The sequence below is a fragment of the Gymnodinialimonas mytili genome (assembly GCF_037544085.1).
Taxonomy (GTDB): domain Bacteria; phylum Pseudomonadota; class Alphaproteobacteria; order Rhodobacterales; family Rhodobacteraceae; genus Gymnodinialimonas; species Gymnodinialimonas mytili.
Window position 1 is genome coordinate 211577 of the sequence record NZ_JBBIFW010000003.1, and the last position, 23422, is coordinate 234998.

At 59.3% G+C, this 23422-nt stretch carries 26 protein-coding genes; 6 read left to right on the plus strand and 20 right to left on the minus strand.

The genetic code is table 11. From position 1 onward, the window contains the following. Position 1: 1 nt before the first annotated feature. The 9 genes from V8J82_RS15275 to rplM all read right to left on the minus strand — a co-directional run bounded on the left by V8J82_RS15275 (position 2) and on the right by rplM (position 8844). The gene (locus V8J82_RS15275) at positions 2-865 is read right to left on the minus strand and encodes a carbohydrate ABC transporter permease (RefSeq protein ID WP_339976256.1); all 864 of its coding nucleotides are present in this window, start codon (positions 863-865) and stop codon (positions 2-4) included. Further along, positions 862-1761 (minus strand): carbohydrate ABC transporter permease, encoded by a 900-nt coding sequence (locus V8J82_RS15280; RefSeq protein ID WP_339976257.1) that lies wholly within the window; start codon positions 1759-1761, stop codon positions 862-864. The genes V8J82_RS15275 and V8J82_RS15280 overlap by 4 nt, the downstream gene beginning before the upstream one ends. A gap of 96 nt (positions 1762-1857) precedes the next feature. Continuing rightward, positions 1858-3138 (minus strand): extracellular solute-binding protein, encoded by a 1281-nt coding sequence (locus V8J82_RS15285; RefSeq protein ID WP_339976258.1) that lies wholly within the window; start codon positions 3136-3138, stop codon positions 1858-1860. A 51-nt stretch (positions 3139-3189) separates the two neighbouring features. Next, positions 3190-3870: a GntR family transcriptional regulator gene (locus V8J82_RS15290; protein ID WP_339976259.1), complete on the minus strand. Its 681-nt coding sequence runs from the start codon at positions 3868-3870 to the stop codon at positions 3190-3192. Between the two features lie 78 nt (positions 3871-3948). Continuing rightward, a complete protein-coding gene (locus V8J82_RS15295; protein WP_339976260.1) occupies positions 3949-4683 on the minus strand; it encodes a sugar phosphate isomerase/epimerase family protein in 735 nt (244 codons plus the stop codon). Positions 4684-4751: 68 nt separating this feature from the next. Beyond that, the gene (locus V8J82_RS15300) at positions 4752-5711 is read right to left on the minus strand and encodes a sugar phosphate isomerase/epimerase family protein (RefSeq protein WP_339976261.1); all 960 of its coding nucleotides are present in this window, start codon (positions 5709-5711) and stop codon (positions 4752-4754) included. A gap of 623 nt (positions 5712-6334) precedes the next feature. After that, complete coding sequence (locus V8J82_RS15305) at positions 6335-6961, minus strand: hypothetical protein (protein WP_339976262.1); 627 nt, start codon at positions 6959-6961, stop codon at positions 6335-6337. 923 nt (positions 6962-7884) lie between these two features. Continuing rightward, the gene (rpsI, locus tag V8J82_RS15310; protein ID WP_339976263.1) at positions 7885-8379 is read right to left on the minus strand and encodes a 30S ribosomal protein S9; all 495 of its coding nucleotides are present in this window, start codon (positions 8377-8379) and stop codon (positions 7885-7887) included. A 3-nt stretch (positions 8380-8382) separates the two neighbouring features. Continuing rightward, positions 8383-8844: a 50S ribosomal protein L13 gene (gene rplM / locus V8J82_RS15315; RefSeq protein WP_339976264.1), complete on the minus strand. Its 462-nt coding sequence runs from the start codon at positions 8842-8844 to the stop codon at positions 8383-8385. A 324-nt stretch (positions 8845-9168) separates the two neighbouring features. Here rplM and V8J82_RS15320 point away from each other — a divergent pair, with 324 nt between their 5' ends. Then, positions 9169-9738 carry a hypothetical protein gene (locus V8J82_RS15320; protein WP_339976265.1) on the plus strand — a complete coding sequence of 190 codons (570 nt, stop codon included), beginning with the start codon at positions 9169-9171 and terminating at the stop codon, positions 9736-9738. A 297-nt stretch (positions 9739-10035) separates the two neighbouring features. After that, positions 10036-10413: an adenosylmethionine decarboxylase gene (gene speD, locus V8J82_RS15325; RefSeq protein ID WP_339976266.1), complete on the plus strand. Its 378-nt coding sequence runs from the start codon at positions 10036-10038 to the stop codon at positions 10411-10413. 106 nt (positions 10414-10519) lie between these two features. Here the strand turns inward: speD and V8J82_RS15330 are convergent, their stop codons facing one another. Next, positions 10520-10942: a PaaI family thioesterase gene (locus tag V8J82_RS15330; RefSeq protein ID WP_339976267.1), complete on the minus strand. Its 423-nt coding sequence runs from the start codon at positions 10940-10942 to the stop codon at positions 10520-10522. A 70-nt stretch (positions 10943-11012) separates the two neighbouring features. Here V8J82_RS15330 and V8J82_RS15335 point away from each other — a divergent pair, with 70 nt between their 5' ends. Further along, the gene (locus V8J82_RS15335) at positions 11013-11807 is read left to right on the plus strand and encodes an enoyl-CoA hydratase (RefSeq protein WP_339976268.1); all 795 of its coding nucleotides are present in this window, start codon (positions 11013-11015) and stop codon (positions 11805-11807) included. On the opposite strand, the gene V8J82_RS15340 is transcribed toward V8J82_RS15335, so the two are convergent. The 3 genes from V8J82_RS15340 to V8J82_RS15350 form a co-directional block, all read right to left on the minus strand. Then, complete coding sequence (locus V8J82_RS15340) at positions 11804-13270, minus strand: carboxypeptidase M32 (protein ID WP_339976269.1); 1467 nt, start codon at positions 13268-13270, stop codon at positions 11804-11806. The two genes, V8J82_RS15335 and V8J82_RS15340, sit on opposite strands and share 4 nt — an antisense overlap. After that, positions 13270-14409: a heme A synthase gene (gene ctaA / locus V8J82_RS15345; RefSeq protein ID WP_339976270.1), complete on the minus strand. Its 1140-nt coding sequence runs from the start codon at positions 14407-14409 to the stop codon at positions 13270-13272. Before ctaA ends, V8J82_RS15340 begins: the two co-directional genes overlap by 1 nt. 247 nt (positions 14410-14656) lie before the next feature. Further along, positions 14657-15430: an RNA methyltransferase gene (locus tag V8J82_RS15350; RefSeq protein ID WP_339976271.1), complete on the minus strand. Its 774-nt coding sequence runs from the start codon at positions 15428-15430 to the stop codon at positions 14657-14659. 107 nt (positions 15431-15537) lie between these two features. Here V8J82_RS15350 and V8J82_RS15355 point away from each other — a divergent pair, with 107 nt between their 5' ends. Then, on the plus strand, positions 15538-16164 hold the full coding sequence (locus V8J82_RS15355; RefSeq protein ID WP_339976272.1) for a thiamine phosphate synthase: 627 nt from the start codon (positions 15538-15540) through the stop codon (positions 16162-16164). Here V8J82_RS15355 and olsA read toward each other — a convergent pair. The 3 genes from olsA to V8J82_RS15370 form a co-directional block, all read right to left on the minus strand. Continuing rightward, positions 16161-16982 carry a lyso-ornithine lipid O-acyltransferase gene (olsA, locus tag V8J82_RS15360; protein ID WP_339976273.1) on the minus strand — a complete coding sequence of 274 codons (822 nt, stop codon included), beginning with the start codon at positions 16980-16982 and terminating at the stop codon, positions 16161-16163. The two genes, V8J82_RS15355 and olsA, sit on opposite strands and share 4 nt — an antisense overlap. Beyond that, positions 16979-17752 carry an L-ornithine N(alpha)-acyltransferase gene (gene olsB / locus V8J82_RS15365; protein ID WP_339976274.1) on the minus strand — a complete coding sequence of 258 codons (774 nt, stop codon included), beginning with the start codon at positions 17750-17752 and terminating at the stop codon, positions 16979-16981. Before olsB ends, olsA begins: the two co-directional genes overlap by 4 nt. A 140-nt stretch (positions 17753-17892) precedes the next feature. Further along, entirely contained in the window at positions 17893-18096 is a 204-nt protein-coding gene (locus V8J82_RS15370) for a DUF3553 domain-containing protein (protein WP_339976275.1), read from the minus strand. Positions 18097-18116: 20 nt separating this feature from the next. On the opposite strand from V8J82_RS15370, the gene V8J82_RS15375 reads away from it, so the two are divergent. Then, positions 18117-18740 (plus strand): histidine phosphotransferase family protein, encoded by a 624-nt coding sequence (locus tag V8J82_RS15375; protein WP_339976276.1) that lies wholly within the window; start codon positions 18117-18119, stop codon positions 18738-18740. Positions 18741-18746: 6 nt separating this feature from the next. On the opposite strand, the gene V8J82_RS15380 is transcribed toward V8J82_RS15375, so the two are convergent. From V8J82_RS15380 to V8J82_RS15390, 3 genes are read right to left on the minus strand one after another with little or no spacing between them, the layout of a single operon-like run. Continuing rightward, positions 18747-19265, minus strand: a complete 519-nt coding sequence (locus tag V8J82_RS15380) for a gamma carbonic anhydrase family protein (protein ID WP_339976277.1) — start codon at positions 19263-19265, stop codon at positions 18747-18749. Next, entirely contained in the window at positions 19262-19918 is a 657-nt protein-coding gene (gene gmk, locus V8J82_RS15385; protein WP_339976278.1) for a guanylate kinase, read from the minus strand. Before gmk ends, V8J82_RS15380 begins: the two co-directional genes overlap by 4 nt. After that, positions 19915-20787 (minus strand): YicC/YloC family endoribonuclease, encoded by an 873-nt coding sequence (locus V8J82_RS15390; protein WP_339976654.1) that lies wholly within the window; start codon positions 20785-20787, stop codon positions 19915-19917. The genes gmk and V8J82_RS15390 overlap by 4 nt, the downstream gene beginning before the upstream one ends. 198 nt (positions 20788-20985) lie before the next feature. On the opposite strand from V8J82_RS15390, the gene V8J82_RS15395 reads away from it, so the two are divergent. Then, positions 20986-21690, plus strand: a complete 705-nt coding sequence (locus V8J82_RS15395) for a PAS domain-containing protein (RefSeq protein ID WP_339976279.1) — start codon at positions 20986-20988, stop codon at positions 21688-21690. 76 nt (positions 21691-21766) lie between these two features. Here the strand turns inward: V8J82_RS15395 and V8J82_RS15400 are convergent, their stop codons facing one another. Next, entirely contained in the window at positions 21767-23140 is a 1374-nt protein-coding gene (locus V8J82_RS15400; RefSeq protein ID WP_339976280.1) for a class II 3-deoxy-7-phosphoheptulonate synthase, read from the minus strand. Positions 23141-23422: the final 282 nt, after the last annotated feature.

Genomic DNA, 23422 nt, shown 5'->3' on the forward strand with positions numbered 1-23422 from the left:
CTCACGATTTCACGGCCCCGGCGGTCAGACCACCGACAAGCCACCGTTGGACAAAGAAGAAGAGAACAAGAGCCGGGATTGTGGAGGCGACACAGGCCGCCATGAAGGCGTTCTGATATTGACCCGTATCGCTTTCGCCCGCGAACAACCCGATTCCGACCTGAATGGTGCGCATATCGCCGGATGACAGGATCTGCGACGCCCAAAGAAAGTCGTTCCACGCGTGAAGAAAGCTGAACACCATCACAGCCGCAATGCCAGGCAACGAGACCGGCAAGATCACCTTGATGAAAGCACCGAAATACGTGCATCCATCCATCAAGGCGGCTTCCTCCAATTCGGGTGGGCAGGCACCTTCGAAATAGCCGCGTAGCAACAACACCACATACGGGATCAGAAACCCAGAATAGACGAAGATCAGCCCCGAATAGCTGTTGAGCAATCCCAGATCCTGAACCAGGAAGTAAACTGGTGTGATGCGGGTGATATCTGGGATCAATTGCGTCAGCAGAAGTGCCAGGAGGATGAGCGTGGCGCCTGGGAATTTAAAGCGGGCCAAAGCGTAAGCCGCCATGCAGCCGATCAAACTGGCGATGATCGCCGCCATCGTTGAGACGTAGAGCGAGTTGGCGATGTATCGCCATACCGGCATCAGGCGTCCGGCAAGCTCGTAGCCTTGCAGCGATGGATCAGCCGGCAACCAGTTCGGGGGCACCAAATTGATCTCAGCGGTGGTTTGAAATGAGCTTTTGATCATCCAAAACACAGGTGTCAGAATGAAGAACAGCATCAATATCAGGACCACCACCAACAACAGTTTGGTCAGCAACGCCGTGAGCGGCGACTCCGTTGCCTGCACGCTCATCGCTTGAGACCTCTCGTTTGCGCCCAGAGATAGAAAATCGCGACGACTGAGGTCATCATCAGAATGATGCCGCTTGCGGCCGCAGAGCGGTCATAGCGGAGGAATTGGAAGCTTTCCTGATAGGTCCAGACAGCCAAAACATTGGTCAAATTGCGCGGGCCACCGCCCGTCATAATGTAGTTCATCTCGAAGTGACCGAACCCGCCCATGAACAACAAAGCGAGCAATATCAGCAAAACCGGTCTTAGGGACGGCAACGTGATATGCCAGAACTTCGACCAGATCCCCGCACCATCGATTTCGGCGGCTTCATATTGTGATTTGTCGATGCTCTGCAGCCCCGCAAGAAGGAAGATCACGACAAAGGGGATACCGTTCCAAACGCGCACTGCGATGATCGACATCATCGGCAGGCTGAACGGCCCAACCGTATCGGTTTCGGTCAGGAACCTGATGTTGCGATTGATCCATCCCCATTCCATCAACAGGGCATTGATCGGACTGGTATTTGCGTTCAGAAACCACATCCATATCGCCGCTGCGACAACCGGGGGCACAAACCAAGGGGCGAAAATCAACGTTCGCAAGACCGCTCGCCCACGGAACTTGGCGTTGATGACATGCGATAGAAACAGGCTGATCGTCACAACAATTGCGATTGCTACGACCGTAAAGATAACCGTTTGGTAGATGGTTTGGACAAAGCGCGGATCGCCAAGGATATCGCGGTAATTCTCAAAACCCACCCAATTGGTCGTGCCATCTCGTCGGGCTAGAAGATCGTATTCCTGGAATGAGATCGCCATGGTGCGAAATAGTGGCCAGATACCGAGAACCGTTGTCATCAGAAGCGCAGGCGCCACCATCACGTAGCAGAAAAAGTTCTTTTCGTTCATCGCTGGAGAATGCCTTTATCGGTCGATGCAGGTGCACGGCGCCCCCTACCCGGCGAGCTGCTGCAAGGGCTGCCGTATCTCAGTGGCCTGGCCGTTTTACGAAGCGCGGTCCAGCTCTTCCTGCATTCGGGATTGAGCGGTTGCGATTTCTGCATCCATGTCCTCCTGCAAGACGACGACGTTGTAGATCAGATCATAAATGACACCGCCAGGTTCGGAGGTGGCGATGGACGACCAAGCGGGCGACGGATGCTGTGAAGTATGTGCGTCTTCCAACGCAACTCCCACAACCTGCTTCCAAGGTCTGTCCGACCAGAATTCCGATGCCATCACTTCAGGCATAGTGCCGACAGCGCCCGAAGCCTGGCTGAGCACCAACATGTTTTCCGGACGCGCCAAATATTCAAGCAAAGCCACGCATTGCTCGACGTAGTCGCTGCCCCGGAGCACACCCAGATATCCTGAGCCCGAGAAGCTGTCTGCATCCTCGGATCCATGCGCGGACGGCGCAAAAGCCCATGTGCCTTCGAGTTGTGGGAAATCTGCGTCCAGACGGCTGCCCCAGTTTTGCTGTCCGGATGCGATCATGGCGATTTGGCCGTTCACGAATGACGAAAACATATCGTAATTCGGTTCAAACGCATCGATGTCGGTCACCTGATGCACATGGAGCATATCATGCATGAATTGCAGCGCGTCCCGCATCGCTGCGTTGTCGATGGTGGCGGTCAGACCGTCCTCGGTCATCATCTCGCCGCCCGCCTGCCAGTAGAGCGGCAGTAGAAAGTCGACGACGTTGCCCGAGCTACCAAATGCAAAGCCCCAGCGGGTCACGTTGCCATTCTCGTCGCGCTCGGTGAGGGCAATTGCGGCTTCGACCATCTCCTCCCAAGTGGTTGGTGCGGCGTCGATGCCTGCTTCCTCAAAATGGTCAGCACGATAGAGAATGGAGCGGATGTCGCCCCGCCACGGCACACCATAGAAATCGCCTTGCCACGTCACATCGGTCAGCGCGCCTGCATAAAAAGCGTCGAGATCAAACTGATCTCGATACTCATTGATCGGCATTGGACCGAAATTCTCGCCGCCGATCGCAGAGAACGAGTGCAGCCAGTACATGTCTGCGCAATCTGGCGCTGCGCCGCCCTGAGCGATGTTGAGATAGGTTTGGAACGCAGACCCCCAAGGCACGATCTCGTGGTTCACTTCGATGCCACTTTCCGCAGTGAAGCCCTCCAACAGGCTTGCAACGGTGTCATTCCAGGCGATCTGGTCGCCATAGGGCATTGTCCAGAATTCGACTTCCTGGGCCGAAACCGCACCGGCGGCAGCCAGCGCTAACGCCGATACGGCAAGCGATTTGGTCAAGATTTTCATTGTCTTCCTCCTCGTTTCGGCCATGCGTTTCTCCTTGAAACGCACACCAGACTAACCTTCGGGATCGTCGCCTCGACCCTCGCGCAAGAGCACAATGGTCTTGCGGATGTGATTGATCATCACCCGTTCCGCGCGATCAGGATCGCGAGCCTCCAGTGCATCGATAATGGACAGATGCTCGGCATGGGTCTCGCCGGGGGATCGCAAAATCCCCTGCGACAATGACATCCGCATGATGGAATGGACGGTTTCCAGAAGCTGGCTGAAGCCCCGTTCGGACACGAGATCGGCAAGGTAGGTATGAAATTCCACATCCGCCTCTCGGTAGTTCGCTGTGTCTTCGCTGTCGACTTCATCTGCCACCGACATCATGAGAGACCGCAAATAGATCGTGTGCTTGCGTTCAATCGTTGGCGCCAAAAGACGGCAAATCAGACCTTCCAAGACAGCCCGAACTTCGAATAGGTCGGCGATCTGATCAGGCCCAAACTCGGCGACGTAAGCCTCGCTCCGCGATGTCATATGCACGAAATTCTCGTGGCTCAGCTTTGCTATCGCGCTTCTCAGCGGGGTCCGGCTGACCCCTAGCTGGGTTGCCAGATCCTCTTGTACCAGTTTCTGGCCAGACACGAGTTGACCGGTCAGGATCATCTCTCGGATCTGAAGATAGACCCGATCCTCCAACGTGTAGGTTGCCTGTTTCGTCACCATCCGCGTCACCGCCCATTCCAAGGTTGCTGGTTGTGTGCACAGTGTATGCAAAACATGCGGACAAGTACCGGATGGTTTTCGGATGCGAGTGCCATGCCGTCACAATCCCAATGTGTCGCGTGCGAAGGTAACGGATTGCGCAAGCCAAGCATGCTCAGCGGCGCGCGCGGCTGACATGTTGTCCTGCCTTGGCAACCAATGCTCTAAGATGATGGACATGTCGCAGGTCGGCAGAGCGTCGAGCACGGCTCGGCAATCTGTTCGACCTTGCCCCAAGGGACAGCCATGGATCACGAATCCCACACCGAACGGGTCTGGGACGATAACGTAATCCTTGAGATGAAGGTTGATGGTGTCGTCAGCCAAAATCTCGACCGTCTCCGACGGCCATTCGCCCGCACAAATCGAATTGGCCACGTCGAGGCAGATCCCGACCGCGTCGTCGTCGATAGCGCGCAGCAAGTCGACCAATTGCAACGAGGGGTAGTTGAAATGGTTCTCAATCGCGATCCGCAGTCCGGCCGCGTTGGCAAGCGCGACCAGAGGTCGGAATTCGACGGCGAGCCTATCAACCGGCTTGGCCGCGTCCGGGCCATCCAGCGCAACGCGCAGGATTTTGGCGTCCAGTCCGACGGCAATATCGATGTAGCGAGCGAGTTCGGATGCAATAAATGATTGTTTGCCAAGCTCAATCTTGATGCCCAGGCCATGCGCCTTGGTCTTCAAGGCGCTCAGTTCCGCGCCCGACAAGCCCGCGAGGGGCATATTGTCGGCATATTGCACGACGCCAAGCCGATGAAACGCTGCGACATCCAGCAGGTCTTCCGGTTGCATCGGGATCTCAGGAACCACCCCCCTATGCCCAATAGACCACCGAAACGTATATGATCCCAGGCCCAGGGTCACAGAAGCGCCTTGACCAAGTCGCGGTAGCCGTTGGCCGGTACAGCCTCGGCAATGATTGCGTCCAGCTTATCGTCGCCGATCTTGTCCAGCAGTTTTTCGAGATTTTCCATGATCTCGAAAGTCGCTGCAATGGCGTTGACGTTGTCTTCTGTCCGCGTAAAGACATCATAGGCAACCCAGCCGTCATAACCGATGCGGCGCATGTAATGTAGTGTTTCAAGCGTGTGCCACAGGTTGACCGAAGCCGGCAGCATATCCCAGTCCGCGCCCCGATCGTTATCGTTGAAATGTACATAGAGCAGGCGCCCGGCATCATGGGCCATCGCCATCTCGGCGGCCGGGTTCTCGCCCGCCATCAGTGCATGTCCCATATCCATCGTCACGCCCAGATTGGTCGCGCCAACCCGATCGCAGAAGTGCAGAGTTTTACCCATCGAAGGTAGGATCACATGATTGCGGGTCTCAAACGCCTTATACTCAATGGATAATTTCACATCGCCCCGATGCGCAGCGGCTTCGCCAAAACAATCAATCGCCCAAGCCCACTGCTTCTGATAATCCGCCTGAAACGCGTAATCGAACCCATCTATCAGCGGACAAACAGAGATCATGTTCGCCTCCAACTCAGCCGACAGATCCATCGCTTTCTTCATGTATTGGATCGTCTCGGCCCGAATGCCGGGATCGGCATGGGTGAATGAGCCGTCACGAAACTTGCTTTCTCCCTTGATGTTCACGTTCACCGCGGACACTGCCAAGCCTGAGGCCTTCACGGTTTCAACGGCCTCCCCGCCTCTTCCAAGGTCATGGGGAAACACCGGCTCAATCCCATCGGTGCCGGGGATCGTTTTGGCAATCTCCAACCGCTCTGAGAAGCTGCGATCAGGCTGGAATTGATGAAACCTATCCCGGTAACCACCGAGCGTCCCCATCAAGATTGAGTTCTTGTAAGCCATCATGCGTCCCGTGCAGTGCTGTGGTTTCAGCAGCATATGCACACATTGCGCTCACTGTATACATTGGATTCTTTGCGTCAGTTTTGCATGCGACTAACCCAAGAAATTTCTTCCAGGCCGTTGTTTATTATAAACTTTATTGAAGTACTCATCTCACCCAAGCGGCGGTGCAGCCGATTGGATCCGAAGGTGCAAAAGAGATGTATTGATACCAAACCAAGCTTTTTGGAGAGATTCGAGACCGCCAGCATTGAGAGATTCGGGTGGTCCGCGACCGCTTCGGCCACGGCGTCGCCAGCCTGGTGTCATTCAGTCAGCGCGAGTTCTGAATAGCTGTGACTTGCCTCACCTATATGTCCCGCGGCCATTGAGTGATTAAAAGCACTCTCTACTCGGCGCGCAGATCGGACCAGCGCCCTACCATCTACATTTTTGATAGGTTTGGCTCAAACTCCGCTCTTTCTAAGGCACTGCATATGTCCTGCCAAACCAAAATGCGATGCGATTTTTGGCCCCTCTGCCGCGTGGTGCGGAAGGCGTTCGAGAGAAAGAGAAACTGAAGACCACAGAAACGGTCGGACGATCATTCGGATCCTAAAACGTCAAGTGCTGTTCGCGCTTACTCAGCACCCCTCGCCCACACCATCGCCGATTTGGTCGATGTCTGTATTGTAGCCTTTCTGGGTTAAATACATCAGCGAGTCTGCGATTTCTCGATCGGAAGCGACCGGCACAGCATCGCCAGCCTCAATTCGTTTTCTAAATTGGCTAACCACGTAAAAGAAGAAAACATGGGGATCATAGTAGACCATTGGGTACCTTTGCCCCTTCAGACTCAGATACCATGCTTGGGCGCAAAAAGCTGCTGCTTCACCTTTCCGCGTCCTCCATGTCATCCTTCGAATGTCCTTGGCCACGTGGACGGCTTCGTGAACGGCGACTGCCTTCCCGGATATAGTGTCCAGAAATGCCTCCGACCTGACGATGATCTCATTCGCAGGCAACGAATATGCCGCGGTAAATGAGTCCACTTCCTGCGCCTTGGCCAGTCTGACTTTGACCTGACCGCATTCAATCGCGTGTATGACGGCTTGAAAGTCGTGCGGCGAAATCGTGATTTTGTCAAAGGTATAGGAAATCTTGCGCAGATCGGGATCGCGTAGAATATCTACCACCCGCTTTGCCAGGCGTGTCGGCCCCGTCGGGGCCGCGGTGGTGGCGGCGCTCCAATTCGTCGTATTCGTAAACATGACACATCCCTAAATGGCGTTAAGAGGATCGGCACCACGCGAGCGTGGCTCGAATTTGGGAAGCTAAGTCTAGTTAACTTTAGTAGAGGTCAGTCTCTTCTCACGGGTCAAGCAGGTTGCAATCGCGACACGATCACCGGCAATCCGCCGCCATGGCTACATTCCGGGTTTCGTCCTCAGCCTGCTGACCGCCCGATACTGCTGCCAGAGTAACCATTGGCTCATCCGGCATAGACGGCATAGACGGCAGCAAATTCCCGCATTGCAATCATCCAAACGCCCTACTGTCTGGGTCTGTTTAAATCACGCCCCCGAAATCCATTGTAGTGGTGCAGCGTCGGTCATCCCGAAACCCAGTTTCGCGTCTATTTCGCCTATACGGCCCATGTCTCGCTTGAATTCCAAGAGGGGACCCAGTTGGACGACCCGGACGGATTGCTGGAGGGATCGGGCAAGCACCGTCGGCACGTAAAATTGCGAACGATCGATGATATCGCGGCTTGGGTTACGCACATTTCTTTCTATTTGATTGGGAGGCTTTCGCCGGATCGCATAACCCAACGCCGCGTCACCTCGAAACGCGTCCCGTTGTTCTCACGAAGGCGCATATGCAGTGCGCTCAGAGTTGCATGCCTATGTCGACCTCCCTGTTCTCATTAACGTCCCCAAAGGCGGTCGACCCGCGCGGTCGAGGCAGCGTGCTGAAAACCGGTACTTTACCCATTCCGCCAAGCGCGCTTCATTCGATATGATCGTCTCGGCAACCGACGATCCGCATGGCTGAGAATCCGGTAGGATGTGTAGGCCTGCTTTGCATTGATACACGGCGTAGATCCGGATCTGCGCGACGGCTCCACATCCTCTAAGGCCTCCAAACAAAAAAAGGCCGCCCCGAGGGCGGCCTTGATGCGATATCTTTGCAATTAACGCTTGGAGAACTGGAAGCTCCGGCGCGCCTTGCGCTTACCGTATTTCTTCCGTTCCACCACACGGCTGTCCCGGGTCAGGAAGCCAGCGGCTTTCAGCGCGCCGCGCAGCGAGGGTTCATAGAGTTGCAGCGCCTTAGAGATACCGTGCTTGACCGCACCGGCTTGGCCCGACAGGCCACCACCTTTGACGGTTGCCATCACGTCAAACTCGCCATCGACACCGGCCACGGTGAAGGGCTGACGCAGGATCATCTGCAGCACGGGACGGGCAAAGTACTTGTCCATCTCTTTGCCATTCACGGTCACCTTGCCGGAGCCGGGCTTGATCCAGACGCGGGCCACCGCGTCCTTCCGCTTGCCGGTCGCGTAAGAGCGGCCAAGCGCATCGCGCTGGGGCTCGCGGGGGGCCGCATCGATGACGGGTGCCGCAGCCTCGGTCCCTTCGACAGAGCCGCGCAATTCGTCGAGCGAAGAAAGTGTCTCGGTCATGATCTATGCGCTCCGGGTGTTTTTCTTGTTCATCGAGGCAACGTCGAGAACTTGGGGATCTTGCGCTTCATGGGGATGCTCGGCACCCGCATAAACGCGCAGATTGGTCATTTGCTGACGGCTCAGCTTGTTGCCGGGCAGCATGCGCTTGACGGCCTGCATGACGACACGCTCAGGATGCGCGCCTTCCAGGATCTGGCCGGTGGTGCGGGATTTGATCCCACCCGGATAGCCGGTATGCCAGTAATTCGGCTTGTCGCGCTTCTTGCCGGTCACCTGCACCTTGTCGGCGTTGATGACGATGACATTGTCGCCCATATCCATGGAAGGCGTGAACGAGGCTTTGTGCTTGCCCCGGAGACGCATGGCGACGATCGAGGCAAGGCGGCCCAGAACGATGCCTTCGGCGTCGATCAGGATCCACTTCTTGTCGATATCCGCCGGCGTGGCAGAGAAGGTTTTCATGTGACGTTTCCTTTCGGGGGGCACCATCAAGCGCCCGAAAAACGAAAGAGGGGTGCATGACCCCTCCGATGGGCGTGTTCTAAGCATCTGCGCGCTCAGGTCAAGGCCCTTACTCCGGCATAATTAGCGCTTTTTCAATGTCTTACATATGGGGTTTTATTTTACCCCACCGGAAAACCGCCCCGCTAAGACGTCGTCTTCATTATATGACCGAATTTTACCCCCAAACGACGCCCATGATCCGCTTCAACCGCAGCCTCTCCCTCATCGGAAGCCTTTTTTGGCTGTGGCGCGGATGAGTATAGCTGGAATGAACGCGCCACGGTGACCGTCCAGACGCCGAATAGTATCGTCACCGGCACCTCCGTCATCGAGTTTCGCGCAACCTGGTGTGAGGATGGCTGCGGGTTCCCACCTATGAAGTATATTTGGGAGTATACCGGCGAGGGCGTTGTGGTCGAGGTCACACCGGATCGCCACCTGTTTGTGCTGCCGCAGACCTTTCTCGCAGACGCCCACCGCTACGCCCCGGGGGTGCTGGGTCACCGCCGAGATCTTGGCGAGCGTCTACACAACGCGAGCCGTCTGAGAGACCCTGTCGCGCTTCCGGTCGAGGTCTATCCGGCTATGCTGACATTCCTGGATTGGGGCGACCGAGAGAGTTTGCGATCGGTGAACCCGACAGACTTGGCAACTGCTTTCGGTGAAGGAACTCAAGTCATCTCAGTTACAATTGAGGTAACGCCAGATCCAGTAAGCACACCTAGGATCGCCAATCTGTTGGGATGGACCTGCCTAGAGTCTTGGCCAATCAGAATACCAAGCGACAGCCCGCGCGGATGGGATAACATCAGTGGCTCCGACTTCGGGCGAGATATGAATTTGTGCTACTAAAGCGGAAGAATGTGGGTGGTCGTAAAAGGCTACTTCTTTTTCGAACCTATTGACGAATTACTTCAAGAGTGGCGTTTTTGATGCGCTCAAGCTATGGCCGTGACACTACAGATTTAACCATGTCGTTCATATCTTGGTCTGCTCTGACCTTCAGAGCATATTCTGAAACTGCGCTGAGCGCATACTTGAAGCCGTCAATGCACATGGCTTCACTCCACAACACGTCAACGTCAAATTGCCCCACGACCACCCACAACCTCACTTGCGTGGCTCACCCACCAAAGCCATACCCGCCCCATGACCGACACCACGCACCTCACCCAAAAAGACGGCAAAGCTTACGCGGGTACCCACCTGATTATCGACCTGCAAAACGCTCGCCACCTCAACGACCGCGCCCATATCGAACAGGCCCTCCGCGCCGTAACCGAAGCCACCGGCGCCACACTGTTGCATATCCATACCCACCACTTCTCACCCCAAGGGGTCACAGGGATCGCAGTCCTCGCGGAATCGCACATCGCCTGCCACACATGGCCCGAAATCGGATACGCCGCTTTCGACATTTTCATGTGCGGCGAAACCACCCCCCATGCCGCCATCCCGATCCTCAGATCCGCCTTCGACACCGACGACATAACGGTTCGTGAACTCCACCGCGGACAGACCCCCTAACCTCTTCCAATGGCCCAAAATACCCGGGGCTTGGGGCAGCGCCCCAATGCCGCGCGCAAGCGCAAACCAAACACACGCGCCGCAGGCGCACCATTTTCCAGCGCTCTCAGCGTTTCGGCGGGATCGAGTAGGTCATGGAGGCGCGGGCCACAGGCTCGGCACCGCCGTCGGAAAAGATCAGACACTCGCCCACCGCCAAAACGCGGCCCAGTTTCAGCAGCCTGCACTCGCAGATAAGGTCGGCGCCGGCCATGGGTTTGCGCATGAAATCGAACGACCCGCCCGTGGTCACCGCCAGCGCCTCGCGCCCCACCATCGCCATCACGGCGATGTAGACGGACACATCGGCCAAGGCGAACATGGCCGGACCGGACACCGTGCCACCGGGTCGCAAATGGCGCTCGGCCACCGGCATCCGCACCCGCACCGCGCACTCTTCTACATGCTCGATCACAAAATCTCCGCGCACCTGCGGAAACACCTCGTCCAGGAACGCGGCCAGCTCTTCGGCTCCCATCGCCACTGCCATTGCTCTTCCCCCCAATCGCTTCGCCCGCTACCGTTCCCCAAGCCAAAGACCAGCGCAAGGGAGAGCGCCCATGTCCGAGCCCCTTCTTCTTCGGAACGATGTCGGCCCAATCAGCCATCTGACGCTGAATTCGCCGCGCAATCTCAATGCGCTCAGCGATGCGATGATCGCCGCGCTACAAGCGGAATTCGATCAACTGGCCGAGGATCGGGCGCAAAAGGTCATCATCCTGAAAGGCGCCGGGCGCGCTTTCTGCGCGGGGCACGACCTGAAGGAGATGCAAGCCGCGCGGCAATCGCCCGATAATGGTGCGACGGCTTGGGGCGATCTATTTGCGCGGTGCTCTAAGCTGATGCAAACGATCCCACGCCTGCCGCAGCCCGTGATCGCACAGGTCCATGGACTGGCCGCGGCGGCAGGCTGCCAGCTTGTGGCCTCCTGCGATCTAGCGGTCGCGGCTGACGACGCCAAATTTGGGGTAAATGGCGTGAATATCGGGCTGTTTTGCTCCACCCCCATGGTCGCGCTCAGCCGCGTCATGCCCCGTAAACAGATGTTCGAGATGCTCACGACCGGCGAATTTCTCTCCGCAGCGCGTGCGCGCGAGGTCGGGTTGATCAACCGCGTCGGCGCGCCAGACGCCCTGGCCGACGCCACCCAAGGCTTGGCCCAGAATATCGCCACGAAGCTCGGCTCTGCTGTCCGGATCGGCAAACGCGCCTTCTACCAACAGGCAGAGTTGACCCTGGCCGAAGCCTATGCGCTGACCGGCGCGGTCATGGTGGACAACATGTTGAACGCCCAAACGGATGAGGGCATCAACGCCTTTCTGGAAAAGCGTCCCCCCAACTGGCCCGACGCCTAGACGCCGAACAGCGCGCCGTATTTCGCATCCAGATAATCCAGCAGCGGCGCTTCGCTAATCTCATCCCCGGTCGCGAATTCAATCGTTTCGCGCGGCGTGCGCAATCCGCCATGGCGCTGCAAGTTCTCCCGCAACCACTTCAATGCAGGCGCCGGATCACCGGCCTCAAGCGACGCATCCAGATCCGGCACATCGCGCCGCAACGCTGCGTGCAGACACCCGGCATAGACATTGCCCAGGGAATAGGTTGGGAAATAGCCGAACAGGCCCACCGACCAATGCACATCCTGCAACAGACCATTGGAGGGTTTGTCGACCTTGAGCCCGAAATCCGCCTCGAACCGCGCGTTCCAAGCGGCCTCTAGATCGGCGACTTCCAATTGACCGCCAAACAATTGCCGCTCCAGATCAAAGCGCAGCATGATGTGCAGATTGTAATGCACTTCATCGGCTTCGGTGCGAATATAGCCGGTTTCCACGCGGTTGATCACCTGCGCGAACTCATCCGCTGACGCGCTCAGCGCCCCAAAATGCGTCGCCATCCGGCCATAGAGGTATCGCGTGAACGGCGCAGACCGCGCCAATTGGTTCTCATAGATCCGGCTTTGGCTTTCATGCACCCCCATCGACACGCCTTGACCCAGAGCAGTCAGCCGCAAATCGGACGCGATATTCTGTTCATAGGTGGCGTGGCCGACCTCGTGGATCGTGGAATAGAGGCAGCCGAGCGGCTCGGCCTCATCCACACGTGTGGTGATCCGTACATCTGCGCCAGAGCCAGAGCTGAACGGATGCACGGCCAAGTCGATACGACCGTTGTCGAAGGAATAGCCGAAGGTCTTCGCGATCTCATGGCTCAAGGCCAATTGCGCAGCCGTGTCGAATGTTCCGTCCAAAGGCGCAGGCATGTTCGCGCCTGCCAATCGGTCGCGCAGATCGACAAGCCGTGGTCGCATCCGGTCGAACAAATCGGCGATCTCCGCGCCGCTCGTGCCCGGCTCGTAATCCTGTAGCAGAGCATCATAAAGATCATCGCCATCGGCAATCGCGGCCGCTTCGTCGCGCCGTAAATCCACCACCTGTTTCAACGTGGGTAGAAAGGCCGTGACATCATCCTTCGCTCGTGCCTCCGCCCAGATGCCCTGCGCCATTGAGGTCACCCGCGCCAATTCGGCGGCCAGATCGGCTGGCACCTTCACGGCCCGTTCGTGACCGCGCTTGATCTCACGGATTTGCGCCGCCTGGACGTCATCGGCAGGTTCAACAGCACTCAGCCACTCGCCCACGCGCGGGTCGGTGCGGCGCGCATGCAAAACTGACTCCAGCGCCGCCATCTCTTCGCTGCGCTGCTCGGCGGCGCCTTTCGGCATCACCGTTTCCTGATCCCAACCCAAGCGCCCCATGACTTGTCCCAGGGCCTCGGTCTGACGTTGATGGGCCAATAGATCGTCAATTGCAGCCATCAGGCAGCTCCTCGCACGGATTGTGTCAGGGGGTAGCGCGCCAGGAAGCGGGCGCGCAGGATCAACGTGATTAGAACAACCGCGCCGAATTGGTGAAGGATTGCCAATGACCATGGCGACGAATGCATGACCGTCACAATCCCCAGAACGATCTGGCCAAACATCATCACTAGCACCCAATCGAAGGCCTGTTTCGTTGCGCCGCGTGCCGATTTGCGCGAGGCGATCCAGGCGCCTATGCCGAAGAGAAACAGGACATAACCGGTGATCCGGTGAAAGAACTGTACCGTGCCGTCATTTTCAAACAGGTTGCGATACCAAGGCTCCAACACCCACATATCGGGTGGCGTGAAGGCGCCTGCCATCAACGGCCAGTCGATATAGTTGCGTCCCGCATCGATCCCCGCGACCAACGCTCCGATCAGGATCTGCACAAGGCTTAGATGGAGAAGGCCCGTCGCCATGCCATGCAATTTTCGGTCGCCGTCGCGCCGCGCGGCCATCAACTCCGCCTCCGGTCGCCCAAGCGTAAAGACGTACCACGCCATCAAAGCCAGGATCACAAACGCCAATCCCAGATGGACGGCCAACCGATAAGAGGCGACGTCGAACATCCCCGGGGCCAGCCCGGAATGCACCATCCACCATCCGGCGAGCCCTTGCAGCCCACCAAGCGCGCCCAGCAGCAGCAACCGACCATTCCAGCCGGTTGGCACAGATTTTGTGGCCAAGAGGCCAACGAAGCCCACCGCCCAGACCAGCCCAAGCAAGCGCGCCCATTGCCGGTGCCCCCATTCCCACCAATAGATGAACTGGAACTCCGACATCGACATGCCGCGGTTTTGTTCCTGATATTCTGTGGTCGCGCGATAGGCCTCCAATTCGGCTTGCCAATCCGCATCGCTCAAAGGTGGGATAGCGCCCGAGATCGGCGCCCATTCGGTGATCGACAACCCCGAATCCGTCAGACGGGTCAAACCACCCACCGCGATTTGCACCACCACCATCACAAACAGAACGATAACGAAGGTCCGGGTCCGGCGCCGCGCGCGGCCGCGATCTCGGCTGACCCCACCGGGCGTGGCCGCCGGTTTTTGTGCCTCGCCGACCTCTTCGAAAATACTGCGCTGGCCCGCCATGCTCGCCCCTCATATCTCTCGGATCAGACCTATCGCGGCACCCGTCAGCCTTCAAGCGCCCGCGACATTTGGGCCCCAAAGCACAAAGGCGCATCTTTCATCTTGGCAAAAAACTCAAATCCAACAGATTGACCATAGACTGAGCCAACCCCACTGGCGGCTCAGACGTCAGATGCGACGCTCCCGAACGCAGTGAGGGCGCCCCCGGGCGACGCGCCGAAGGCGCGGCGCAAACCCTGTCAAAGCCCTACTCCACGCGTCCATCCTTGTCGCGGCGACGTTCGGCCCATCGCACCATCTGTCGCAATACACCATGCAAGGTCTGCACATCAGCCCGTGTCAGCGGCAGCCGCCCCCATAGATTGCGCAGGGTCAGTTTCATGGACGGCGCTTTGTCCGGTGGCCAGAAGAACCCTGCCTCCTCCAGCCGCTCTTCATAATGTGTCCCCAGCGCCTCGATCTCCACGCCACTGGCAAAATCAGTTCCGGCCAGTTCCATCACCTCCGGCACGACATCCTCTCCCTGACGCCGCCATTCATAGGCGCAAAGCAGCACGCATTGCGCCAGATTCAGCGACGGGAAATCCGGGTTCACCGGCACCGAAATAATCGCATCGGCCCGCGCCACATCGGCATTTTCCAGGCCTGCACGTTCCGGCCCGAACAAAACCGCCACCTTGCCCCCCGATGCCGCCATAGCCCGCGCCTGCTCCATTGCGCGCTCCGGCGTGACCACCGGCTTGGTCAGCCCCCGCCCACGGGCCGTCGTGGCAAAGACATAGGTGCAATCGGCCAATGCCTCGGGCAGATCCGCATAAGGCCCCGCATTCTCCAACAACCGCCCCGCCCCGCTGGCCAAGGCAACCGCGCGTTCATTCGGCCAGTCATCGCGCGGATCCACAACGCGCAGCCGGTCCAGCCCGAAATTCCACATCGCCCGCGCCGCGGCACCGATATTCTCGCCCATCTGCGGGCGGACCAAGACGAAGGCGGGTTGGCGGGGGGGCTGGGCGTTGGACATGGCCGCGCGATAAAGCCCGGCGCGCAGCGATGCAACCATGCCATTGCCCGGAGCGCGCCCAACCGCTATCAGCCCAGGGCAAAACGACGCCCAAAGGCACCGATATCATGGCTCAACCCGATCCCGATCACCCGCAAATCTATCTGATCAGCCCCACCGCTTTCGATCCGATGACCTTCGCGCCAAGCCTTGCGAGCCTGCTGGATGCGGTCGAAATCGCCTGCCTGCGCCTTGCGATTGCCGAAAGCGATGAGGATGCGGTGGCCCGCGCGGCCGATATGTGTCGTGAGGTTGCCCATGCCCGCGACGTGCCCCTGGTCATCGACCGGCATGTGCAGTTGGTGGAGCGATTGGGCCTCGACGGTGTGCATTTGACCGATGGCGCACGTTCTGTTCGGGCGACGCGCAAAACCTTGGGCGCCGATGCGATCCTGGGCAGCTATTGCGCCGCCTCTCGCCATGATGGGATGACGGCCGGTGAAACCGGGGCGGATTACATCAGCTTCGGCCCGGTCGGCAGCACCGATCTGGGGGATGGTACGCGTGCCGAGGCCGATCTGTTCGCCTGGTGGTCTCAGATGATTGAACTCCCCGTCGTCGCTGAAGGCGCGCTGGATGTCGCGCTGATCGAAGCTTTGGCGCCTGTCACAGATTTCTTCGCCATCGGCCCCGAAATCTGGCGCCATGAGGATCCGCTCAGGGCTCTCACCGAACTGACCGCACCGCTGCGCTAATCTTCGGTCAGACCGGCGCGCACCGCCTCCTCGGCGGCCGCGGCCAATGCCTTGCGCCCGCCCGATGCCGCGACATCGATCGGCGCGTGATAGACAACCTCGACATTCCCCCGGCCCGGGGTCGCCAAAACCTGCAACAGCGACCCGCCGAACTCCATAGACCCCCACCAGCCATAATGGCGCGGATGGGTGCCGGGCGGCGCCGTGTAGCGCAGTGTTACCGGCTGGATCGCAATGTCATCGGGCAAATGATCCGAGAAAAAGGCCGCAAACAACGTCGTTTTGAACGGTAAAACCCGCTTGCCGTCGGTTGAGGTGCCCTCAGGGAAGAACAACAGATGATGCCCGGCGCTCAGCCGATCCTCGAACAACCGGGTCTGCGCGGCGGCCTCTGCCCGGTCGCGGCGGATGAACAACGTGCCCGTTCCCCGTGCCAGCCAACCGATCCCCGCCCAGCCCGACACCTCGGCCTTGGCCACGAAATACATCCGCAGACCCGCATTCAGCACAAAGACATCCAGCCAGCTGACATGGTTCGCCACAAACGCGCCTGGCCGGACCATGGGGCGGCCGGACGTTCTTCGGCGCAGACCCACCAAGCGGCACGCCCAAATGCATACGAATTGGGTGATGAACGGAGTGAAGGGGCGGCGCAAACCCCAAATCATCCGCTCAGGCGGGCGCAGCAGCAAGAGCAGCGGAAAACAGATGCCCAGCAACAAAAGCAGAGGGGCCCCGCGTAAGATGATGCGCAGCCAATCGCTCAGACCTAGTTGCCGCATCTCCGGCTCAGGCGCTCCGCGCCAAGTGGTGCTCATGGGGCGGGCGCGCGTTGATAGATCGCGCGGTGGCTATCCGATATCCGGGCCACATCCATGACCAGGCACACATCGATGCAATTGAACGGACGGTCGATAAAGGCACCCTCCCCCACAAAACCACCCAGACGCAGATAGGCTTTGATCAGGGCCGGGATTTCGCGCACAGCACTCCGGCGATCCAGTTCCGCCGCCGGGATCAGATCCATCGGATACGCGCCGGGCGCCTTGGCCTTTGGGCGAATATCCTCAGGCGCCAGATGGCGATGATGCAGCAGCGATAGCGGCGCCGACAAGGGCTGCGGGTCAGTGCCATGGAATGAGGCGACACCGAACATCACCTCGATGCCATGTTCGGCGATGTAATCCGCCAAACCGTTCCACATCAGCATCATTGCAGGTCCGCCACGATATTCGGCATGGACGCAGGACCGGCCAAGCTCAAGCAATTGTCGACCCGATGCGCGGAGTGGCGTGATGTCGTACTCATCCTCCGAATAGAATTGCCCAGCCGCGCGCGCACCATCCAGGCGCATGACACGGTAGACCGCGACCACTTGGGCCTCTGCCGGACGGCGATGATCGAGAAGCATAAGATGGTCGAAAAACGGGTCGAACCGGTCGGCTTCCAACCGGGTGTCGTGGTCGACCAGCGCCCCGTCACCCCCCAATTCTTCTACAAAAACCTCGTAGCGCAGCCGTTGGGCCGCCCGGCGATCTGCATCGCTTCGGGCCAGGCGAAGCTCAAAATAAGGCGCGTCGATCTGCATCGGGTAGACCCATTCCTGTCCGCAGCCCTCTTAGCAGCCCCTTGCCCATATGCAAGGCGCAGCCCGAGTATGGTAGACGTAAGGGAATGCCGAGCGTTAAACGCTGGTTAACCAGTTTGGGCTAGTGTCACCTGCAACTATCAGGAGGGTGCGTCGATGATCAAAGCCACACGATTGCCGTCTAGCACGACTTTGCCCTCATGTTCGAAGTTCACTGTCACCTTGCCACCGATATTGGATTGCACCTGTCCAAGCCCCCATTCAGGGGCTGTGGGGTGGCGCACAAACATGCCAGGTTCCAGGATTGCGGTGATATCACCGGCAGCGGGATCGTCGCTGGCCATTGAAAAAGGATCCTTTCACGATGCGGGATGAGCATATCGATGCAGATGCGCGGTTGGCCGACCTTGTGGCGTCGCGGCTATGTCATGATTTAGTTAATCCGTTGGGTGCGATCGGCAATGGTGTTGAGCTGCTGGAAATGACCGGCAAGGCCGACGGCCCCGAGGTCGATTTGATCCGCGATGCCGTCCGCGCGGCAGAGGCGCGGATCCGCCTGTTTCGCCTCGCCTTCGGGGGCGCCGCGCCGGGTCAGGTCACCAGCGCGCGCGAAGCCCGCGCTGCGGCAGAGGGATATTTCAACCAAAGTCGCGTGGATCTGACCTGGATGAACGAGGCCGACGCGCCCCGTGCCGCAGTCAAGAACGCCTTCCTGATGCTGCTTTGCGCGGAAACGGCCCTGCCGCTGGGTGGGACGATCCGTATTTCGGTGGGTGAAAACTGGAATTGGCAGTTGGAGGCGACGGGTTCGCGGCTGAATATCGACGAAGATATCTGGTCGCTGCTGCGGTTCGGCACCCCCGGCGAAGGCCGCGCGCTTCGCCCCGCGGATGCTCAATTCCCCGTGCTGCAATTCGTTTGTGAGAAAACCGAGCGCAGCGTGAATTACGTGGTCGAAGACGACACGTTGCGCATGTCGCTATCCTGACGCCGCTTAAAGCGCGACCAGACCGGCGCGGAACCGGCGCATATTCTGTCGGTAATGCTCGGCTGACATCAGAAGCGCCTGCTTTGCGGCATCGTCAAGCTCTCGAACGACCCTGCCAGGCATGCCCATCACCAGCGATCCGTCCGGGATAACCTTGCCCTCAGGGATCAGAGCACCCGCTCCGATCAGGCAACCTGCGCCGATCACTGCACCGTTCAGCACCGTTGCGCCCATTCCGATCAGCGACCCGTCACCGATCGTGCAGCCATGGAGCATTGCCTTATGCCCGATCGTGCAATCCGCGCCGATCACCAGCGGAGAGCCGGGATCGGTGTGACAGACAACGTTTTCTTGCACATTAGATCCCGCGCCGACGCGGATTTCTTCATTGTCGCCGCGCAACGTGCATCCGAACCAGACCGAGGCGCCGGGTTCCAGCACCACATTGCCGATGACATGCGCATCCGGGGCGATCCAACTATCCTCGGCCACCTGCGGCGCGACCCCGTCCAAGGCATAGATCATAGCATATCCTCAAATTCCGATTGCAGCGCCCGCACCTGCCCCATCAAGGCAGGTTGTTGGGCGGCCTTCATGCGTTCGGCCGCGATGATGGTTTTCAGCTTCGCCTCGGTCGCATCGAGATCGTCGTTGATCAGGACGTAATCATACCCGTCCCAATGGCTGATTTCATCCCAGCTTTTCTGCATGCGCTTGGAAATCACGTCGGCCCCATCCTGACCGCGCGTTTCAAGACGCCGCCGCAACTCGCGAATCGAGGGGGGCAGGATGAAGATCGACAGCACATGGGGCGCCAAAGTTGATTTCTGGATTTGCTGCGCACCTTGCCAATCGATGTCGAACAGCACATCGCGCCCGGCCTCGATCGACGCCTGCACAGGCTCCAGGGGCGAGCCATAGAAATTCCCGAAGACGAATGCATGCTCCAGCATCGCACCGTCCTTGACCAAAGCTTTGAACCCCACCTCGTCCATGAACCGGTAATGCACGCCGTCTTCCTCGCCGGGACGCGGCGGGCGCGTCGTGGCCGAAACCGAGAAACTCAACGACGGATCCCAAGCCATCAACCGGCGGGCCAAGGTAGATTTCCCTGCCCCCGAAGGCGAGGACAGGATGATCAATAAACCGCGGCGATCGGGGCTGTCTTGCATGCTCATTCCACGTTTTGAACCTGTTCGCGCATCTGATCGATGGTCAGTTTCAGGTCAAGGCCAATGGCGGTCAGCGCGGCATCCTGCGCCTTGGAGCATAGCGTGTTGGCCTCGCGGTTGAACTCCTGCATCAGGAAATCCAGCTTGCGCCCGACCGGCCCGCCCCCAGCGATCAGATCGCGCGCGGCCTGGATATGGGCGCGGAGCCGGTCCAATTCTTCGGTGATGTCGGCTTTCACGGCGATCAGCGCCAATTCCTGCGCCAGGCGTGCCTCCTCAACCGCCTCGGTCGTTTCCAACACGGCCGCAATCTGGCTGCGTAATCGGGCGCCCTGGCCCGCCGCGCGCGCCTCTGCGGTGGTGGCGGCCTGTTCGGTCAGTTCTGCCATGCGCTCCAACTGGCCCAGCATCACCGTTTCCAGCGCCGCGCCCTCACTGCAGCGCATCGCCACGAAGGCCGCAATCAACGCGTCTGCTTCAGTCATCAGCGCCCCAACCTCGGGCAGAGCGCCGGTATCGGCGCCATCCATGACGCCGCGCAGGCCGAGAACATCCGCGGCGCGAGAGGGCGCCAGATCAACACCGGCTGCCCGCGCCCGCGCCTCGACCTCCGAAAGAGCGGCCAAGGCCTTGTTCAACGCGGAATCGTCCAAGGCCAATGCGCCGTCAGTTCCGGCGCGGCTCAGCCGCAGGCCAAGTTGGACATTGCCCCGCGTCAATGCGGTTTGCAGCGCCTTGCGCAGCGGCGCCTCCAATGCGCCCAACCCGTCAGGCAGACGCAGGCGCAGATCCAGACCGCGGCCATTGACACCGCGCATCTCCCAACTCCAGGTAAAGGCGCCCGCGCCACCTTCCGCCGAGGCATACGCCGTCATCGAGGCCAAGCCGGACTTACCCAAAATCTGATCCTAAGAAATTAACCATTTGCTCAGACTCCCCCTGCCCAGAAAATTTTATTCAGTGTATTTAAAAAAGGGACAGGAAGTGTCGGGCCGCGTCAAGATGGGCCGTTCAGTGCACACCCTGCCAGGGGGCCAGTTATAGTCGACCGAATAACCGGCGGAGTACGAATGATGACGATTGATACACAGATGAACGCTTCCGGCGGTAAGATCGATGCACGCCTGACGGCTCTGATCCGGTATTGGGACACGCTGCGCGGTGACCGTTTGGTGCCCGGCCGATTGGATGTGCAACCTGCCGAAATCGCGCGGCACCTGTCGCGGGTCTCGATCCTGGAACGCCCGCGCGCTGGCACGGTGCGGATGCGCTTGTCGGGCGCCAATCTGTCGAACCGGATGGGCCACGAATTACGCGGGATGCCGTTCCGCTCCCTGTTTGAAGCCAATGATCGCGAGCACGCCATGATTGCCGCTGAAACCGCCATGGCGACGCCTGCGATCACCGTTCTCGCCCTTGGGAACGCAAGCACTGGCGCGCTGTTGGATGGCCATCTGGCGATCCTGCCGCTGCTGGATACGCGCGGCCAATTGACCCGCGCCATGGCTGTCTATTCCGAACGGCCTGCCACCGCGGCCTTCCCGGCGATCGCATCCGGCCGGTTCACGGTGCTGAACACCTGGCAGATCGACATCCCCGAACATGGCCCGGTTCTGACCGAGTCAGGCCAACCCAAAGCGGTCTCTCGCCCGGTTCTGACATCTGGCAACCGCCAGATCGCGTTCGAAGCCGCGCCCTTGCCACAGGCGTCACTGCCGGTCGCAGCGCTTGCGGAAGGCCGCCCAGTCTTTCGAGTTATCCAGGGCGGACGCGCCTGATCGAGGCGACGCGCCGACAAAGAAAGGGCCCGAACCGCAACCGGTCGGGCCCTTTTTGGTATCTGATACGTCGGCTTTAGGCCGTGGCCCGCAACCCTTCGCGGCTATCGGACAATTCTTGCGCGACGAGGAAAGCCAGTTCCAGCGATTGCGATGCATTCAGGCGCGGATCGCAGGCGGTGTGGTACCGGCTGGCCAGGTCCTCCTCCATCACCGCGCGGACACCGCCGGTGCATTCGGTCACATCTTGGCCGGTCATCTCGAAATGCACGCCGCCGGGGATCGTGCCCTCGGCCCGGTGCACCGCGAAAAACTCCTGCACCTCTTCCAACACGCGCTGGAAGGGCCGGGTTTTGTAGCCGGTATTGGATTTGATCGTGTTGCCGTGCATCGGATCGCAGGTCCAGACCACAGGATGGGCCTCTTCCTCGACCGCGCGGATCAGCTTGGGCATGTGTTCGCCCACCGCGCCCGCCCCGAACCGGTTGATCAAAACGATCCGGCCCGCTTCGCGGGTTGGGTTCAGCAGATCCAGCAATTCTTTGAGATCCGAGCGTGTCAAAGACGGGCCGCATTTAATGCCGATCGGGTTCTGCACGCCACGGCAGAACTCCACATGGGCGCCATCGGGCTGCCGCGTGCGGTCGCCGATCCAGATCATATGACCCGAGCCCGCGAGCCATTTGCCCGAGGTCGAATCAAGCCGGCACAGCGCCTCTTCATATTCCAGCAGCAGCGCTTCGTGGCTGGTGTAGAATTCGACTTGGCTCAGTTCGTGATTGGTCTCACTGGTCAATCCGGCAGCCGTCATGAAATCCAACGCATCTTGGATCTGCCGCGCCATATCGGCATATTTCTCAGCCCCCTGCCCCTGGGTGAAACCCAGGGTCCAGGAATGGACATGATGAATATTGGCAAAGCCGCCGGTCGAAAACGCCCGCACCAGATTCAGCGACGCCGCCGCCTGGGTGTAGGCTTGCAGCATCTTCTCGGGGTTCGGAATGCGCGCCTCGGGTGTGAAGTCGAGTTCATTGATGATGTCGCCGCGATAGCTAGGCAACTCCACGCCGTCCTTCACCTCCATCGGCGCCGAGCGTGGCTTGGCGAATTGCCCGGCCATACGACCGATCTTCACCACAGGCACCTTGGCGCCATAGGTCAGCACCATCGCCATCTGCAACATCACCTTGAACGTGTCGCGAATGTTGTCGGCAGAGAATTCCGCGAAGCTTTCGGCACAATCGCCGCCTTGCAACAGAAAACCCTCTCCCCGCGCAACGGCCGCCAATTCGCGTTTCAGACGCCGCGCCTCACCGGCAAAGACCAGTGGCGGATACTTGGCCAACTGCGCCTCGACGGCGCCGAGAGCAGCTTGGTCGGGGTAATCGGGCATCTGGATCCGGGGCTTGCTGCGCCAGTCAGATTTTTCCCAATTTTGGGCAGTGGTCATAGTCATCTCCATCGATAAACGAGCCTCTCCTTACACAAGGCCCGCCTGGCTTCCAATCCCGCAAATTGTCAGCGTGGCATTGTCCCGATTGCCCGTGGCATTCTGGCCCGGTCTGATGGCCGGTCGACGCAGCCGCAATTGGCATCGATCTGGTGGTTTTTTCGCAGTTCTATCGCGGGGAAACCGGCTTTTGCATCTTCTGGGATTGCGCGAGTGAATAATTAGTGGTTTCGCTTAAAACGTGTGCAAGAAGCGCTGTGTCGAAGCAGTGCCGCCCGGTTG